Below are 17,064 nucleotides of genomic sequence, written 5' to 3' on the forward strand. Positions count from 1 at the left end.
GGCATTGTCGGCGGAAAAACAAAAAGGGTTTTTAGTGAAAATTCAGAAAACGCTTACATATAGTTTCACTAAAATTGTTCATTCAATTTATCTTGGAAACTACACAATCTGACGTAAATCTACAGAAAAACTTACAAATAAAAATCAGTCTGTCGATTATTGTCGTCAATGCTCAAAACACTGAATAGCTGAAAGGTCACCTTGCTGCCCCGGAGAATAGTCATAAAAAAGGGTTTTGAGGATAAAAGGAGCAGTGAAAATTATTTTTTTGTACATTGTGGAGAAAAGAGACTCCTTGTATACTGTGGCTATGCAAACAGGGGAAGGGATGTCAGTCATTTGAGTTTAAATCAGCTTGTCAAAAAGGACGCATTCATTTTAATTTTTATGATGGTCATTGTGCCGCTTGCAGGAGAGCTGAAGTTTTATCCTGTGAATGAGACGTTTCGCATCAGCTTTGGCGCACCTGCGTTTTTCTTTTGCTTATTACTCTTAAGAAAATCTAGACCGCTATTGCCGGGATTTTTAACAGGCGCAGCTATTGTACTTTTTCGGGTAGGCTTAGATTTGATTCAGCAGAATGCTGATCTAGCTTCTTCATTTTATCAGCAATTCCCAAGCTTCTTTTTCTATTTCACTTATGCTTTCCTGTTTTTTGCCGTCCGTACGGGACGCTTTAAACAGCGCTCTATTTTCATTGGGATCATCGGTTTGATGATCGAATTAGTTGCTGATTTTGTCGAGCTGTTTGTACAATTTTTAGTGTTTGATACAACGATGACCTTATCAAAGCTGAGCGATATGTTCCTCATTGCGTTTGCTCACAGCTTTGTGGTGATCAGTTTTTTTAATATGATGAAGCTGTATGAGGCGCAATCAAGAGAAAAGCAGATCATGAAACAAAATGAGCATATGATGATGGTCATTTCGAATTTATACGAAGAAACGGTGCATTTAAAGAAAACGTTAAAACATACAGAGCATATTACACAGGAATCATACCGGCTTTACCGTCTGCTGCATGAACACGAAGCAGGGAAAAAATTGAGTCAGGAGCTGTTAAAGCTTGCAGGAGAAATTCATGAAGTGAAAAAGGATAATCAGCGTATTTATGCTGGGCTTTCAAAGCTGATTTCGAAGGAAAATATGCAAGACTATATGAAGGCGGAAGAGCTCGTTCAAATTGTGATCCGCATTCAAGAGAAGTATGCTTTATCTCTTGGGAAAAACATCTCCTTTACATCTGATATAAAGGGCATTCATCTGCATGATTATCATGTGTTTATTTTCTTATCGCTGATTAATAATTTAATGGCCAATGCAGTCGAAGCAATAAAAGATACCGGGATGATCTCACTCGAATTGAAAGGAAGTCATGATAAAATAGAGATTCGGATTGAAGATGATGGACCAGGGATTCCTAAAAAAATGAGAGAGATTGTGTTTGATCCAGGGTATACCTCCAAATTTGATGCATTTGGAACACCGTCTACTGGGATTGGCTTATCCTATGTGAGAGAGCTGGTACAAGAGCTTGGCGGTCATATTCAAATCGAACCAAAAGAAACAAAAGGTACAGCATTTCTGCTTGTCCTTCCTATACAAAATTTAATACAGAGAGGGTGAGTGTATGCGATTCTTCATTGCAGATGATGATCGTGCAATACGCTCGATTTTAGGTCAAATCATTGAGGATGAGGATTTGGGAGAGGTCGTAGATGAAGCGGGTGACGGAGTTGGATTAGAGGCACATTCACTGAACCTCAAGAAAGTAGACATCCTTTTGATTGATCTTTTAATGCCTGCTAGAGATGGCATTCAAACCATCCGCCATATCCACCCTGAATTCAAAGGCAAGGTCATTATGATTTCCCAAGTAGAGGCGAAAGAGATGATGGCAGAAGCCTATGAACTAGGGATTGAATATTATATCCATAAGCCTGTCAATCGCATTGAAATCGTCAGTGTGATTCGAAAAGTCATGGAGCGTATCAAGCTGGAAAAATCGATTTACGATATACAAGCCTCTCTTCGCCACGTGCTGCCATTAGAGCCTGTGATTTCTCAAGGTGCGGGCGCTGAGGCGAAGAGAAGGACGATGAAAGAAGCTGGGGAATTCCTCTTATCTGAGCTGGGAATTGTCGGCGAGAGCGGCTCTAAGGATTTACTGGAGATACTCATCTACTTACATGAAACACAGTCAGCCAATTCTCATGAGGTCAATTTCCCGCCGCTAAAGCAGCTGTTTATCAAAACAGCAGAAAGAAAACTGGCTCATGATGCAACCGATGTAGAGGTGATGCGGGAAGTGAAAGCGGCGGAGCAGCGGATTAGACGAGCTATTCATCATTCCTTGAATCATTTTGCCTCACTAGGATTAACAGATTTCTCAAATCCTAAGTTTGAGCACTACGCGTCGAAGTTTTTCGATTTTACCGATGTCAGCCAAAGAATGAAAGAAATGCAGAAGACATCTTCTCCCGCAGGATCGACGGGCAGAGTCAATACAAAGAAATTCGTACAAATCTTTTATTTTGAGGCAAAGCAGTTATTCGAAGGAATGAGCTGAGGAAAATCTGTTGGTATGATTGGAGAAAATAAACAGAGGAAGTCTGTCTATCCTATGATCTATCGTGATCTGCAGGTGTTTTTATAATTTAACTGATCATTCTGATTTTTCTTTTTTCTTGAAAATAAAACCCTCCTGTGCAATCGTTTGTTAAAATAGTGAGGTTAGACTAGAATGTCGGAGGTTTTATTTTGGGAAAAATTAAACGAAATGCGCTCTGCCCTTGCGGAAGCGGAAAAAAATATAAACATTGCTGTGGTCAAAAATCAGGCGGAGAACAAACGTCTGAGCTTGTGTTTAAGGAAGCTGTACAAGTTCAAAAGGATTTAATGAATTATGCTTTTTCTAAGCATCAAAGAGCGATCAATCAATTCATTAATGAGTTTTCTTTCCTTGCAGATATGGATAAAGAAACGCAACAAATCTCAGTTTTCCATTTGAGTGTATGGGGCATCTTCTTCCGTCCATTAACTGATCAGAAAGAGACCATTTTCCAAGAATTCCTGACGAAGAAGGCAGAGGATATTACCCGTCCGAAAACAAGACAAGTGGTCCAGTCTTGGACAGACATGGAGCCATCATTGCTTTTATTAAATGAAAAAACGGACGAGTCTCTTTACTTTGAGAATATGATAACAGCGGAGAAGGTTGAAGTAGATGTAAAACCTGATCAAACGGTACTGCCTGAAAAAGGAAGTCTCGTGCTCGGTTTTCCTGTTCAATTTGAAGAAAAGGCAGAGTTTTTCATTCAATATACGATGTTTGCGAAAGAGTTTACAGATACTCTTCTTCTTCAGGTCCGCCAGCTTGTTGACGCATATGAAGCAAATGGAGGAGCGCGCAGCACATTTATGAGAGAATCATTTCCTGATGTGCTGAAGTGTATGTTTGCGAAGCAAGAAGTAGAAGAATCAGAGACACCTGCTCAAACAGAAGGCGATGCAGGTCTATCAGCAGATCGTATGGACTGGGCAAATGACGTCCAGCTGGAAACTGCTAAGCTGATTGAAGACGGAATGAAGGAGCACGGTGACCAAAGCCTGACAGATGGTGCTTTAACGGTTTGGAAAGCCTACTGTGATCAGAAATCACCTGTGATCCGTAAAGCAGCGTCATTTGCTGCCGGAATCGAATACTACATTCATTCACTTGCAAGCGATGCCCCGCTATCTCAAGCACAAGTAGCGAAAAAGTATGGTATTAGTGCGTCGACTGTATCGAGCCGTTTTAAAGATATCGAAAAAGCGGTGAAAGAAGAGCAAGAGGCGACAGTATAATCTAAAAAAAGACGCGGCTCCTTCAGAGGCCAGCGTCTTTTTTAGATTATCTCGTTTTAATAAAACCACTCATGTACTGCTCTGTATTATAATCATTGAGGTCAATTTTCCATTGACCCTCCCCATTACGTTTCATTTTCACTTCATATTCAGCTGGGCTGGAAACGGGAGGAAGTTTTTCGAATTCAGATGCGTACATGTTTAAGCTTTTTTTATACAATTCTTCTTTAGAACGGATTTTCCCGTTGTAAAACTCGTCTCTTTGCTTGTCTAGCTTGTCTTTTAAGTTAGAAGCATCAATGCCTGTTACTTGAGCGACAACCTTTGCTTCGTCATCAGAGATGGTTTTCACACTTGTTTCTACTTTGGCTTTATCCTTCATGGTGTTTTGAATGCGTTTGTACATCGACAGAATATCTCGGTCACTCACTTCATTTCCGTATATTCCTGCACTTCTTTTGAAGTCTTTTACAAACATCTCATGGTATTTATTGACGACATCCGATTGGTTGTCACCCGTTAAATCTGCGAATTCATCGTTCTTTTTATCAAAAACAATAATATCGGTATAAGCGGATAACGCTTTTGCTGGGTTATCCAGCTTTTTTGCTGAATCTAGTATTTTGTTTCCATCTAGGTCGATTTGGATGGAATCACTGTTTTTCTTGATGCTGTCCTGATAAACAAACTGATATTTTTTCCCTTTGTCTACTAGGAAATAAAGTGCTCCTGAAAGTGACTTGCCTTTGTTCAATGAACCAAGGTCAAGACGGTCTTTGCTGCCGTAGAATTTTAAATCAGATACTTTGGCATCGTCCTGATAAAGGGAGAAGTCAGAGTTATATAATGAAAGGGCTTTGTCACCTTTATTTGTGATCGTCAGATTGACTTTTAGTACCAATTCATTGTCTCTCAGGGTAGTTGTTGAGTCTTCTGGTAACGTATATTCGTAGCTATTAACTTTTACCTCTGCTGTTTTCGTTGACTTTTGATCAGCGTCGGTTGATTTGGCTGAGCTCTGGCAGGCTGCAGAGATGATCATCACGAATGAAATCATGAGGAGTGCACTTATTTTTTTAAGATTCACAGTTGATGCTCCTTTGCTTTTCTTTCGTCATTTCATTCCCGCTATCTGACTAAGAAAAAAGAAACAGATAGAATGGTATATTCGGGTGTTAAAGGGGAAAATATCCTAATGACGATTTGCACTATTCATTCTATCGAAATTCATTCATGATGAGGAATAGGTTTTAGTCCCTATTTTTGATCATTTTTAACACAATCATCTATAAAACAAGGAATTAAATAAGCACAATATACTAGTTAATAAGTATTGATTTATAGATTTATTTTAGGTTTTAAATGTTTTTTGTATAAAAATCTTGAAGTGAAGGTAGTTTTTATTTCACGAGGCGGTGCCGGATGGCGAAGACGACAGCCTGTGTACGGTCTTGTGCATTGAGCTTTTGTAAAATACGGTGCACATGCGTTTTTACCGTACTTTTGCTGATAAATAATTGATCAGCAATGTCTTCATTCTTTAAGCCATAGGCCATTTGCTGTAATACATCGCGTTCACGTTCTGTGAATGATTCGTGAAGCAGATGAGTGTGATGTGTATCATTTGCCTGCTGAAGAGCTCGTGCCATCATGTGCTCAGAGGCTGCCGTTCGAAAGACAGATTCACCAGCAAAGGCGGTGCGGATGGCCTCAATTAATTCCTCAGGCATTGTATCCTTCAGCAAATAACCGACTGCCCCTGCACGAATTCCGTCAAAGACGTATTCTTCCGTATCAAAGGTCGTGAGAATCACAACTTTTACATCTGGATGCTTTTTTAAAATGTGCTCTGTTGCTGTGATGCCATCCATTCCAGGCATTTGTACATCCATCAGCAGTACGTCTGGAGTGTTGGTCGAGCAAAGCGTAACCGCCTCCTGACCGTCTGACGCCTCCCATATGACGTTAATATCCTCTTGAGCGCTTGCAATATAACGAAATCCTTGGCGGATCAGCGGCTGATCATCAATAATGCCAATCTTAATAGGGTTTGTCATGCCTTGGAGTCCTCCTTGATAGGAATTTGAATATGAATACAGAAGCCGTGCGGCTCGCGTATGGACGTCTTGAGGGAACCGCCTGCTGCGTCACACCGTGCCTTCATGCCTGACAGCCCAAAGCCAAATGAAAGATCTTTTTCGCTGGTCAAATATCCATCGTCTTCAATGTTCATCATCAGCTCATGCTGGTGGTTATATAGTGTAATGGTCATCGCGGTCGCCTTGGCATGGCGAATTGTATTGGTGATGGCTTCTTGTAAAATGCGGTAAAGCAGTTCAGAAACGGAGAGCGGCCATTTTTTATACGTAAGCTGCTCTGTATGAAAGTGAATGTCAAGCTCACCCGATATCTCTCCTTGCTTGATGAGGCTGCGAAGTCCGGCAAGTCCGAGACCTGCATCATCTGACGCCATATGATGAACCACAGAACGAACCTCGGTGAGACAATTTTTGGAAATATTGATCAGCTCCTGAAACGTCTGCTCCATCTGCTCTGGTTCTTCCTGCTTTAAACGGTAGGGCAAAGACTGCAGCTGGACAATCATCGAGGTTAATTGGTGTCCGATGCTGTCATGCAGGTCACGTGCAATTCTGCTTCGCTCCTCCAGCACTGCAAATTGGAGAGATTGAACGGTCGCTTCTTCAAGCTCCATATGCGCCTTTTTCAATTGTTCATGGGCTTCTGATAATTCCTTGTGAACCAATTGCAATTCTCCGAAGTGTTCTTCCTTTAATTCCTGTTCACGCCGCCGCATTCTAGAAATCAAAACAAGTGTATACACAAGCAGCTGGAATAGCGGGAGAGTGATCACCATGTTCCAAGAAAAATCGTTTACATAATAGCTGATCCCACTAGTGAAAAAGATGATGGCAAATAGATAGGGGTGATGCGCCTCTGAAAAACGAAAAGCGATAAAGCCAATCATAAAAAAGGTCAGCCCAATACTGTCTTGAATCTGACCTGTCACCAGCCACAAGAGATGTGTCAGAATCCACATTAAGAAGAGCATAGAAAATTGCTTTTTAGGTGACAGCTTGCTTTTTGGAAAAAGACAAAGGAGAAACACCAAATAGACGAAGGTTCGAAACACCAATTCGCCTATTGAAAGGGGCTCATACATTTGAATATACATATAGATCAATACAAGGCCTAATACGAATTTTCGCCTTATTTGACCTAAAAGCTTGAGTGGCTGCTGAAGGTTCATATCAAAAACTCCTGTCTGTCAGTTAATAGCAGCAGATGCCTTGATGTTCATATATTTTTTTAAAAGAATAAAACGTAATCCGATCATACTGCCGATTGGAAGGAAGGTCAGGCCATTTGCGAAAATAATCAGGGAATGACCGCCATCCTGTACAATTGAACCTACTGTCATCCGGATAAGGATGATTCCGATGAAAAAAAGTGTTCCATAGAGTGAGCTGGCGGCGGTGATACGCCCCGACTGTTGATCATATGTTACTTTGTATAGTTTACCTCTCCATAGCCCGATTGCAAAACCTGTGAGTGCAAAGACAATCATTGCAAGCAGGCTCATCGCCGTAATTTCAATATGCTGGGTAAAGGAATAAGAGAGTGTGCCTAATAAAATGAGCGGTCCTATGAGAAGCCTGATGGGGCGGATTTCTTTTTCCTTGCCCGTTCTTAAAAGCAGAATAATCATAATGATGACAATTTGAATGGTCATGAGAAGATCTCCTTTTCATTTTAGTCTATCTTCATCATACGCATCTTCTATTTTCGCAGCGTCCACCTGCAGGTTGATTTTTAGAGAGCGGTATACTTGAATGTTGGAAATGATTCGTGGGAAAATAAGGATGATTATGTAGATAAGGGAGATGAGCTTTTGAAAAAGGTAACGCTTGGACGAACTGATTTGCAGGTAAATCCGATAGGGCTTGGTACGAATGCAGTAGGGGGGCATAATTTATTCCCGAATCTAAGTGAGGATGCTGGACGGGAGCTTGTGGAGACGGCTCTTGATCAAGGTGTCAATTTCCTAGATTCTGCTTTTATTTATGGGCTGGGCCGTTCAGAGGAATTAATCGGTGAGATCATTGCCAAAAGAGGCGGCAGAGAAAAGCTTGTCCTTGCGACAAAAGGGGCTCATAAAGAAGTAAACGGCCAAATTGAACTTGATAACAGCCGTGATTTCTTAAGAGGGCAGGTCGAAAATAGCCTGAAACGGCTGCAAACTGATTATATTGACTTGTACTATATGCATTTCCCGGACGGACGCACGCCGCTCGAAGAAGTAGCAGGCACATTAAAGGAATTGAAGAATGAAGGGAAAATCAGGGCAATCGGTGCATCAAACCTTGATTTTGAACAGCTTCAAGCCTTTAACCGAGATGGCTACTTAGACGTGCTTCAATCGGAGTATTCTCTGCTGAAACGTCAGGCAGAGCAGGATCTTCTTCCATACTGCGTCGAGCATGGGATCTCCTTTATTCCTTATTTCCCATTGGCATCAGGCTTGTTGACCGGGAAATTTACAAAGGATGCGACATTTGAAGATATTCGAGCAAAGGACCCGCTTTTCCAAGGCGATGCATTCCTTTCAAATCTCGAAAAAGTAGACAAGCTGAAAGCCATTGCCCAATCAAAGAATGCAGAAACAGCACACGTCGCACTCGCTTGGCTCTTAGCGCAGGATGGCATTGATGCTATTATTCCAGGGGCAAAACGAGCAGACCAAGTGCTGCAAAACCTAAAAACAAACGATGTTCAATTAACAGAAGAAGAAATCAATCAAATTGATAAAATCTTCTCTTAACACTAAAAAAAGGTGCAGCTATGCACCTTTTTTTTATGACATGGTGAGAGGGATTTTGATGACGAGCCGCAAATTTGGAGAACGGTAAGTGAAATCAAGTGTACCGTCTGCCTTTTCAACAAGCTGTTGAATGATATACGTCCCCATGCCTTGATGATCGCCGCCTTTTGTCGAACGGCCAAAAGTTTTGAATAAATGATCTAGCACGTGTTTTTCCATACCTTTTGTGCTGTTTTCACAATGGATTAAAAATAGTCCGCTCCGAATAGAGGTCGTGACCGAGATGCTGCCCTCTTTTCCGGCTTGCTTCGCTTCAATCGCTGCATCTAGGGCATTATCAAGCAGGTTGCCAGTAAAACTAACCTGATCCGCCTTTGAAAAGGGAAGCGATGAAAAGGGTGCTTGAAGGTCTAGTGAAAGTGCAATGTCCTCTTTCTCAGCCCGCTCCAAAAAGGAGTGTAGGGTAGAGGCCAAATAAGCATTTTCGCCTTTCATCCATGGGAAATGTTTGACGTATTGCTGAATCAAATCTTTGATCTCACGCTCGTCGTTCGACGAGGAAAAGGCATTTAAATGTCTGGCTGTTTCATGATGTTTACTGCGCATCTCAAGAAGTAATTCGTTGGTTCTTGATTCTGCTTTTATGAGCTCTTGAAGCCGTCCATTTAACTGTTTTTCTGTCTGCATCACCTTCAATGAGAGGATATCAACTGTCACCATCATGATGAGCGCCAAAAGATAGGTCAGCCCATTCGGTTGCGTTACAAACAGCAAAAGACCTGCGCAGGTGATGAGTAGAAAAGCGCCTAATATCACATCACCACTCGTATGAGGCAAAAATCTTTTGTACATGAAAAATGTATAAACACACATCGCGCAAAAGGTAAGAAGCCACAACACAATGGATGTTAACGGCAGAAAGGCTTCAGCAGCTGCATGAAACGCAAGACCTAACCATATGAGGGCATAAATGCGAAATCCAAGATAGAAAGCGTTCACGTTCGTTCTCCTTAAAAATAGTATTTCTTAAAGAATTCTAATTGCTGCTTGGTCATCATGGCTTTTTTATCTGTACCTTCAAAAGACACGATATACGAATTTTTAGCATACGCCGAGAAATTCTTAATGTAATGAATATTGATGATAAACGATCGGTGGGAGCGGATAAAATCCTTTTCAGCCAGATCGCCCTTTAACTCGTTTAATGTCTGATAGGTCTGAATATCTCCTGTCGTTGTCACGATAGTTGTTGAGCGGCCCGTTCGTTCAACAAAAATGACATCCTTTTTCTGCAGCACATGAATATCTGACTGCTGTTTAATGAGAAGCCGTCCATGAATGCTTTTCTCCTGCTTGGTGGACATATAACGCTCTAAGCATTTGGCAATTCGATCAGCTTGGTAGGGCTTCATAATATAATCATGTACATTCAAATCAAACGCATGGACCGCATATCCACTGTTTCCTGTCACAAAGACCACATCGACATTCAGTGCGTGAGAGTGAATGAGGTCCGCTAATTCATAGCCGGACATTCCAGGCATTTCAATGTCAGCAAACAACAGATCAATGTCTCCTTTTTTGACCTTCTCATATGCATCCTCTGCTGACTGCGTGACAAAGACAATGTCCACAGCCTCCATCCTGCCTACAATGGCGTGCAGCTTTTCTAAATCTACTCGGTAATCGTCGACGAGACCTACTTTTATCATAAAAATCACCTATGACTGTTCTTATTATTTGTCTATTTTACCATTTGTTTTTTTGAAATAGATCATTTCAAGACAGAAAAAGGACGTTTCGCGACATTTTTATATCAGGCAGGCATTATTTTTTCTATCATAGACTTAGAAAGTAAAGTTGAAAGGGGCGAACCAAATGATTACTCTCAGCGATTGCAGCTGCTGGTTTAAAGATAAGAAAAAAGTCGTGAAAGCGATGAAACATATGACGTTCTCCGTGAAGGAAGGGGAAGTCGTTGGTATCTTAGGAGAAAATGGTGCAGGAAAAACGACATTATTGCGCGCCGTAGCCACATTATTAGAGCCTACACACGGATCAGTCACTGTCGCAGGCTTTGATACAGTGAAAGAAGCAACAGAAGTGAAAAAACGAATTGGTGTTTTGTTTGGCGGAGAGACGGGACTTTACGACCGTTTGACGGCAAGAGAAAATCTTGAATACTTTGGCAAATTATATGGCTTAGATCAGCATGAAATCAAAGCAAGAATAGAGGATTTGGCAAAGCGTTTTGGAATGAGACAATATATGGATCGCAAGGTGAAAGGATTCTCAAGAGGAATGAAACAAAAGGTGGCGATTGCCAGAACGTTAATTCATGATCCTGACATTATCTTATTTGATGAGCCGACAACAGGCTTAGATATCACGTCGAGTAATATTTTCAGAGATTTTATTCATCAGCTCAAACAGCAAAATAAAACGATCCTCTTTTCAAGCCACATCATGGAAGAAGTCAGCCAGCTTTGCGACAGTGTGATGATGATTCATCAAGGAGAGCTTGTGTACAAAGGGACACTTCCAGAATTATATGCACAGGAACAAAGTGAAGACTTGAACTATATCTTTATGTCGAAGCTCGCTAGGGGGATTTCATAATGTGGAAAACCGTCTTTTTAAAAGAAATGACAGATGCGCTGAGGGATCGAAAAACGTTGCTCTTAACTGTACTGATTCCTCTTTTGACGATGCTTGGGCTGGTGTTCTTTTATGAAAGCATGATTGCAGATCCAGGGGATAAAGCCTATACAGTCGCCATCAATGAACAGCTTCCAGCCGAAATGAACCAAATGATCAAAGAGGTCAAAAACCTAAACCTTGAAACATTTGATGATCCGCAGCAAGCCGTCAAGGATGGGGAGGCAAATGCTTACCTGGAAATGCCGAAAGAAGCAGGTGATATGCTCAAGCATCAAAAGCCATTCGCCATTAAAATTCATGGATATACGACAGATGATGATTCGGTGATCACGGTTCAAATGCTGCAATCATTGCTGGAGCAGTATCAAAACCAAGTAGTCGAGAAGCGTTTAGCAGCGGATCAAATCGACACGTCCGTTATACATCCGTTTGAAGTGCAGTCCGTTGATGTAGAAGAAGGTGATGAAGGGGAAAACGGAGTGACCGCTATGCTGTTGTCGATTCTCCTTCCAATGATTTTGGTGACCTCCGTGATCTCAGGAGCTTTGCCGGCAGCGCTTGATATTGTAGCAGGTGAAAAAGACCGAAAATCAATTGAAGCCTTATTCCTGACACCGGCCAGCAGACTCCAGATTCTCATCGGAAAATGGCTCGCTGTCTCTATGTTCGGTATTTTAAGTGGGATTGTGGCGATCGGCATGCTGCTTCTATCCACTTTGCTCTTTACAGAAAAGCTGAAGCAAGCTCTGAACTTTGGTGATCAAATGTGGAGCATTATCGGCGTCATGTTTGCGGCGTTAATCATTTTCTCCTTCATGGTATCCATGATTGAATTGCTGCTCAGCGTGATATCGGGCTCAGTCAAAGAAGCGCAGTCGTACATGTCCATGATCATTACACTAGGTGTGCTCCCAATGTTCTTTACCATGAGAGCAGGTGCTACGCAGCTAGATACGTATTACTTTGCCATCCCATTCCTCAATATTCATGCGCTGTGTAAGCAATTGATGTTTGGTATCATCGATCCAATGTCAATCACCCTGACACTCGGCTCCTCAGCCTTGGCAGTCGTCATCCTGTTTGTCATCGTCAGAAGCTTGTTTATGAAAGAGAAATGGATGCTTGCGAAATAAAGAAACGCCCTCTTTGATAGAGGGCGTTTTCAAGTGAATGCCGATCATCGTATTTTTCAGTTTAAGAAACCGAATTGATCCAAGTTCTCTAAATAAAATTGAAAATACTCGTCATGAATACCATCAGGATATTCTTCTAACCCATTTTCGATAAGTGCACCTTCAATTAAAGCATTTATATACCTATTAAGCTTTTCGCAACTATCTCTTACGGTAAATTCTGAAACATATAATCCATCTTTACTTTCTAAAATGATATCAATTCTTCTACCTTCTTGTTCATCAAGCAATAAGTGATTATACTCCCATTCTTTTACTCTTTTAGGGTTTAACGGATGAAGACGATTATGAAGTACTTGTTCACGATGATCCTTTTTTTCCTCATTCGAAAACAATTGAATCAATATACTCGGATCATCAATGACAAAACATTTATATATCTTAGTATATTCAAAGTGATCATCATTTACTAAATCTAAAATCTTTGTTTTTGAAAATTCTCTAGCTTGAAATTTAGACGTTATCATTTCAACGACTTGTTCTTTAGTAAAAATCAATTGATCTTTTTTATATAAATATTGTTTATATAGCTTTTCGTAATTATACATTATTCACCTCTATTAACTATTTAACAGGACCTCCGTAGAATGAATGAGCCTTTGGAGTTCTTTTATAGGGATGCCAGTGATAATAATAACCTTTCTTCGGCTTACCTTTGTATCTATCTACTTCTTTAAATGGTTTACCTTTTGTATTAGCTCCAGCTGCAACAACTTCTGCTTGACTAGAAGAAATAGACCAAATATCCTTTTTTGACTTCATTCTAGCGATTGCTTGCGATTTACTTAGTCCTTTTCCAACATATACTCCGCCTCGGATAACAGCTTCATAATGATTATATTTTTTTTTGCTTTTAGACCTGTGCTTGTTGGCTTCTGTAGCAATTACATAACCAGCTCCTGCAACAACAATCACTGCACCAGTATGAAATAAAGCAGTCATAACTGCAGGTGTTATTGCTATTCCCACCGGTATTAAAAAGGCGAATGAAGCTGTACCTTCCTCTGAATTATAGGTGAAAATTTCCTCTGTTTCAACATCTTCAAAAGTCGCTTCAAACTCATCGTCTTTAAATTGGTTAATTTTTATTTCATATTCCTTTGATATTTCTTCACCAACTTCATTGAATTCTCTTGTAGTTAAATTAAAACTATCTGCACCAGGTTCTACATTGAGAGTAGCTTCAACCTTATTTCCTTCCGCGTCATTCATTGAAGTATCTAAAACCAATTCATCATTTGATATTTCAAAATTATCAACAGAAATATTTTCTTCAGACAAACTATCTTCTAACATCTCTGAAACAACTTCTTCATCAACAATCATATTATTATCAATTTCTTCTGCCTTGGTATGATTGTTTGGAAATAGACTAGCAACTAAGAAAAACACCAGTAATATTATAATTTTACTTTTAACTTTTAACCACATATAACAATTCCTCCGTTATTTTTTAAAATTGAAATCCTGAATAATCTTACTTTTATTATCCAGCATTTCCGTAGATGAACTCTCCAGATAGGTATAAACCTGTGAAAAGCTCTTTTCATCTTTATTAATTTTCTCTTTATAAAGATAATCGGCAATTACGCCCGTTATGTAAGCTGTCGAATAAGAAGATCCTGTATAAACAGAATTTCCTCCTTTATTATTTAACGATAAAACATTAACACCGGGGGCAAAAAAATCAACTTTTCCTATAGCAGAGAATTGTGGTACTTTATTCTTTGAATCAATTGCCCCGACAGAAATAACATTATCGTAGCGAGCTGGAAATTGACTATTTAAACCATAAGTATTACCACTAGCAGCAACAATAATAATTCCTTTTTTTACGGCATCGTCCACTAACTCCCTTAATTCGGGGAAATCCTTTTGAAAACCTAAACTTAAATTAATAATATCTACATTTTGAGATATAGCCCACTTAAAACCATCTATAAAACCCTGTCTTTCAATCTTTCCATCATTTTTGATCACTTTAACAGAATATAGTTCGACATTTTGTGTAACGCCAGTAACTTCACTGTTAGTGTTGTTTGCTGTAATTATTCCTGCGATTGATGTACCATGACTTAATTTATTTTCAGTCTCAATGGATGAATCTATCGGATTAAATTCTTTTACAATCTTACCTTTTAAATCTTTATGATTCTTATTTATTCCACTATCTAAAACCGCGACTTTAATTTTTTCATTTAATTCTCTCGTACTAATAGTTTCATTTTTTAAATTATCTTTTAGCAAAAAACTAAACACTCCAAAGAATAAAATCACCATTATAAAAACAAATAAAATCAACCATTTCTTTAACTTTAGAATTTTATCAATCATATCTTCTCACTCTTTCAATAATCATTTCCTCCTAGCCTTTTTTAATAATCGATCGTACCCCCAATAAGTCTTGGTATGTTTCTGAATTTTCATGAAAGATATCACTAATGTATCTCTAAATAAGATTTTTTCGACAACATCAGATAACTCTTTTTGTAAATCGAGTATTTGATAACATAACTTTTTTCTCTTTTGTCAACTAACTTATAGTAGTCTAATAATATTTTGAGATTTGAATTGTTGGATAAACAATATTATTGAGTTCACATTAGTATCTATACATTCGAAGGTTTCAGAAGCTAAGACATTTTATTAGACAAAATCATTTTCCATGGTAAATTTTCTCTTTGATGTGGTTACTAATTCTAGCATAATAATAATGATAAAAAGTTTAAAATTACCTTAAAAATGAGTATAAAGAACCTTTTTTTGAATACATTATAAAAATGAAATTATTTATATCTCGAAGAGTTTTATTAAGGAATAACTTAAATAGAAAAAGAGTGGGTGAATGAAAATGATGGTTTACTTTTATAATGAGTGGCTAGATTTATAATATAGTTCAATAGAAATAAAGAGTGAGGAGAACCTTTTTTTATTTTGAGTTTACATGTCATATTTAACACAAATAAGCAGAAAAAAATCTTAAGTACAAAAAAGAATAATCAGGATTGAATATCTCATAGTGATCAAGCTAAAGAAATGGAACACTGATTATAGAAAGAAATGTTGTCAAGGGTAAGATAACTTGACTATATTCTGGTTTTTGATGATAGAGGGGGTTCACGATCACCAAACCAGGTGATAAATCATAACAAAAAACCCCCGGAATCGGGGGTTTTCCTTTAGTTCTTGATGAATTTCTCAACTAATGAGCTTGTTTTGTAGTCGTTCAAATCAAGTTTCCATTGGTCGATATCATTTTTCTTCATGTTGACTTCTACTGTTTCTTCAGAAGACGATGGTCCTAATTTTTTAAACTCATCTGGGTAAATTGATAGTAAGTATTTTTGCGCTTCATCATAAGAAGCTGAACGGTTTTTGCTGTAGAACTCAGTTGCTTTCTCTTTCAAACGATCGACAAGCGGACTTGCATCGATTGGTGTAAGAGTCACAGTCACGACAGCTTTATCACCACTGATGGATTTTGTTTTTGTTGAAACTTTTGATTTTTCAGCTAATGTTTCTTTCACAGCTTTCAGTAGCTTATCAAGGTTTTCGTCCTTCGCTGAGCTAGAAGAAATACCTGATGAAGTGATGTAACCTTGTTTGAATGATTTATCAAATTCGTTCACAACAGTTGATTTGTTATCACCTGTTAGTTTTTCGAAATCATCGTTTTTCTTACCAAAAATCATCACATCAATATAAGAAGAAAGAGCTTTTGCAGATGCTTGTAGTGTATCTGCTTTTTTCATTAAGTCTTTTCCTTTAATATCGAATTCTAATGTCTTGTCATCTTTTTTCGATCCGCTTCCTGGCTCTGTGTAAACAAGCTGATAGTCTTTGTCTTTGTCAACAACAAAGAAAAGACCGCCTTTAGTCACTTTGTCTGCATTTAAAGAGCTTGAAGATAATACTTCGTTATAGTCATCTGGAGAGATTGTAGATACCTGTGCGTCATCTTGGTAAAGCGTGAAGTTGCTTTTATCAACATTGAGAGGCTCTTTGCTGATATTTTTTACAGATACATTCACTTTTAGTACATACTGATCATCCTGTACAGATGTATCGTATTGAGGTGGTAATGTGTATTCAGCACTTTCTACCTTTACCTCTGCTGCATCAAGAGATTTTTTGGTATCGTTTTCTTTCGCAGCTGTTTTGTCTTTTCCACCACTACAAGCAGCAGCGACAACAGTTACACACAAGATCAGAAGAAACAGGGATAATTTCTTTTTAAACATGGCGTGTTTTCCTCCTCGGGTTTATGGTGAATTTCATTGAAAAGCTGTAGTTCATATCATTCTTTTTGCACAAAAAGAAAAATACTGTATGTTTTTTACTGTAGAATGAAGCGAAAGTACTGTCAATACCTCAGTGCGTTTCCGAGGTTGATTGGCTTCAAGTAGTAAAAATGACACTAAGTTGAGAGGAGAAACTTGTAATTTATTATTTGATATCTCCTGTAGAAACTCAACATTTTATATTTTAAGGTTTTGAGTCGGATTATTGAATAGGTTTAAATGA

Annotated in this window: 16 protein-coding genes; 6 read left to right on the plus strand and 10 right to left on the minus strand. The window is 38.9% G+C overall.

Translation table 11 applies throughout. From position 1 onward, the window contains the following. The first annotated feature begins 339 nt into the window (after positions 1-339). The 3 genes from MHB41_RS01515 (at position 340) to MHB41_RS01525 (ending at position 3,846) form a co-directional block, all read left to right on the plus strand. Positions 340-1,626: a sensor histidine kinase gene (locus MHB41_RS01515; RefSeq protein WP_034283184.1), complete on the plus strand. Its 1,287-nt coding sequence runs from the start codon at positions 340-342 to the stop codon at positions 1,624-1,626. Positions 1,627-1,630: 4 nt separating this feature from the next. Continuing rightward, the gene (locus tag MHB41_RS01520; RefSeq protein ID WP_034283187.1) at positions 1,631-2,569 is read left to right on the plus strand and encodes a response regulator; all 939 of its coding nucleotides are present in this window, start codon (positions 1,631-1,633) and stop codon (positions 2,567-2,569) included. A gap of 191 nt (positions 2,570-2,760) precedes the next feature. Continuing rightward, positions 2,761-3,846: an SEC-C metal-binding domain-containing protein gene (locus MHB41_RS01525; RefSeq protein WP_305933825.1), complete on the plus strand. Its 1,086-nt coding sequence runs from the start codon at positions 2,761-2,763 to the stop codon at positions 3,844-3,846. 46 nt (positions 3,847-3,892) lie between these two features. Here MHB41_RS01525 and MHB41_RS01530 read toward each other — a convergent pair whose 3' ends face one another. The 4 genes from MHB41_RS01530 to MHB41_RS01545 form a co-directional block, all read right to left on the minus strand. Further along, positions 3,893-4,933, minus strand: coding sequence for a DUF4352 domain-containing protein (locus tag MHB41_RS01530; RefSeq protein WP_034283192.1), 1,041 nt, complete (start codon positions 4,931-4,933; stop codon positions 3,893-3,895). A 313-nt stretch (positions 4,934-5,246) separates the two neighbouring features. Next, a complete protein-coding gene (locus MHB41_RS01535) occupies positions 5,247-5,903 on the minus strand; it encodes a response regulator transcription factor (protein WP_176967356.1) in 657 nt (218 codons plus the stop codon). Continuing rightward, the gene (locus tag MHB41_RS01540) at positions 5,900-7,114 is read right to left on the minus strand and encodes a sensor histidine kinase (protein ID WP_327827477.1); all 1,215 of its coding nucleotides are present in this window, start codon (positions 7,112-7,114) and stop codon (positions 5,900-5,902) included. The genes MHB41_RS01535 and MHB41_RS01540 overlap by 4 nt, the downstream gene beginning before the upstream one ends. Positions 7,115-7,132: 18 nt before the next feature. After that, positions 7,133-7,597 carry a DUF1453 domain-containing protein gene (locus tag MHB41_RS01545; protein ID WP_231293948.1) on the minus strand — a complete coding sequence of 155 codons (465 nt, stop codon included), beginning with the start codon at positions 7,595-7,597 and terminating at the stop codon, positions 7,133-7,135. Positions 7,598-7,756: 159 nt separating this feature from the next. Between MHB41_RS01545 and MHB41_RS01550 the strand changes: the two genes are divergently transcribed. Continuing rightward, complete coding sequence (locus tag MHB41_RS01550) at positions 7,757-8,686, plus strand: aldo/keto reductase (protein ID WP_340899429.1); 930 nt, start codon at positions 7,757-7,759, stop codon at positions 8,684-8,686. Positions 8,687-8,719: 33 nt separating this feature from the next. On the opposite strand, the gene MHB41_RS01555 is transcribed toward MHB41_RS01550, so the two are convergent. Next, complete coding sequence (locus MHB41_RS01555; RefSeq protein WP_046313731.1) at positions 8,720-9,685, minus strand: GHKL domain-containing protein; 966 nt, start codon at positions 9,683-9,685, stop codon at positions 8,720-8,722. Between the two features lie 11 nt (positions 9,686-9,696). Continuing rightward, positions 9,697-10,398 (minus strand): LytTR family DNA-binding domain-containing protein, encoded by a 702-nt coding sequence (locus MHB41_RS01560; protein ID WP_025092773.1) that lies wholly within the window; start codon positions 10,396-10,398, stop codon positions 9,697-9,699. A gap of 166 nt (positions 10,399-10,564) precedes the next feature. Here MHB41_RS01560 and MHB41_RS01565 point away from each other — a divergent pair, with 166 nt between their 5' ends. Both MHB41_RS01565 and MHB41_RS01570 read left to right on the plus strand, forming a co-directional pair. Continuing rightward, a complete protein-coding gene (locus MHB41_RS01565) occupies positions 10,565-11,305 on the plus strand; it encodes an ATP-binding cassette domain-containing protein (protein WP_041116533.1) in 741 nt (246 codons plus the stop codon). Then, on the plus strand, positions 11,305-12,480 hold the full coding sequence (locus MHB41_RS01570; RefSeq protein WP_340899426.1) for an ABC transporter permease: 1,176 nt from the start codon (positions 11,305-11,307) through the stop codon (positions 12,478-12,480). The genes MHB41_RS01565 and MHB41_RS01570 overlap by 1 nt, the downstream gene beginning before the upstream one ends. A 56-nt stretch (positions 12,481-12,536) precedes the next feature. On the opposite strand, the gene MHB41_RS01575 is transcribed toward MHB41_RS01570, so the two are convergent. The 4 genes from MHB41_RS01575 to MHB41_RS01590 form a co-directional block, all read right to left on the minus strand. Further along, positions 12,537-13,088: a hypothetical protein gene (locus MHB41_RS01575; protein ID WP_073203664.1), complete on the minus strand. Its 552-nt coding sequence runs from the start codon at positions 13,086-13,088 to the stop codon at positions 12,537-12,539. A gap of 16 nt (positions 13,089-13,104) precedes the next feature. Further along, complete coding sequence (locus MHB41_RS01580; protein WP_073978645.1) at positions 13,105-13,971, minus strand: SAR2788 family putative toxin; 867 nt, start codon at positions 13,969-13,971, stop codon at positions 13,105-13,107. A gap of 15 nt (positions 13,972-13,986) precedes the next feature. Beyond that, positions 13,987-14,874 carry a S8 family serine peptidase gene (locus tag MHB41_RS01585; RefSeq protein WP_340899424.1) on the minus strand — a complete coding sequence of 296 codons (888 nt, stop codon included), beginning with the start codon at positions 14,872-14,874 and terminating at the stop codon, positions 13,987-13,989. Positions 14,875-15,719: 845 nt separating this feature from the next. Continuing rightward, a complete protein-coding gene (locus MHB41_RS01590; protein WP_024424362.1) occupies positions 15,720-16,781 on the minus strand; it encodes a DUF4352 domain-containing protein in 1,062 nt (353 codons plus the stop codon). Positions 16,782-17,064 lie beyond the last annotated feature (283 nt).

Source organism: Bacillus sp. FSL H7-0578 (genome assembly GCF_038630855.1).
GTDB classification, from domain to species: domain Bacteria; phylum Bacillota; class Bacilli; order Bacillales; family Bacillaceae; genus Bacillus; species Bacillus safensis.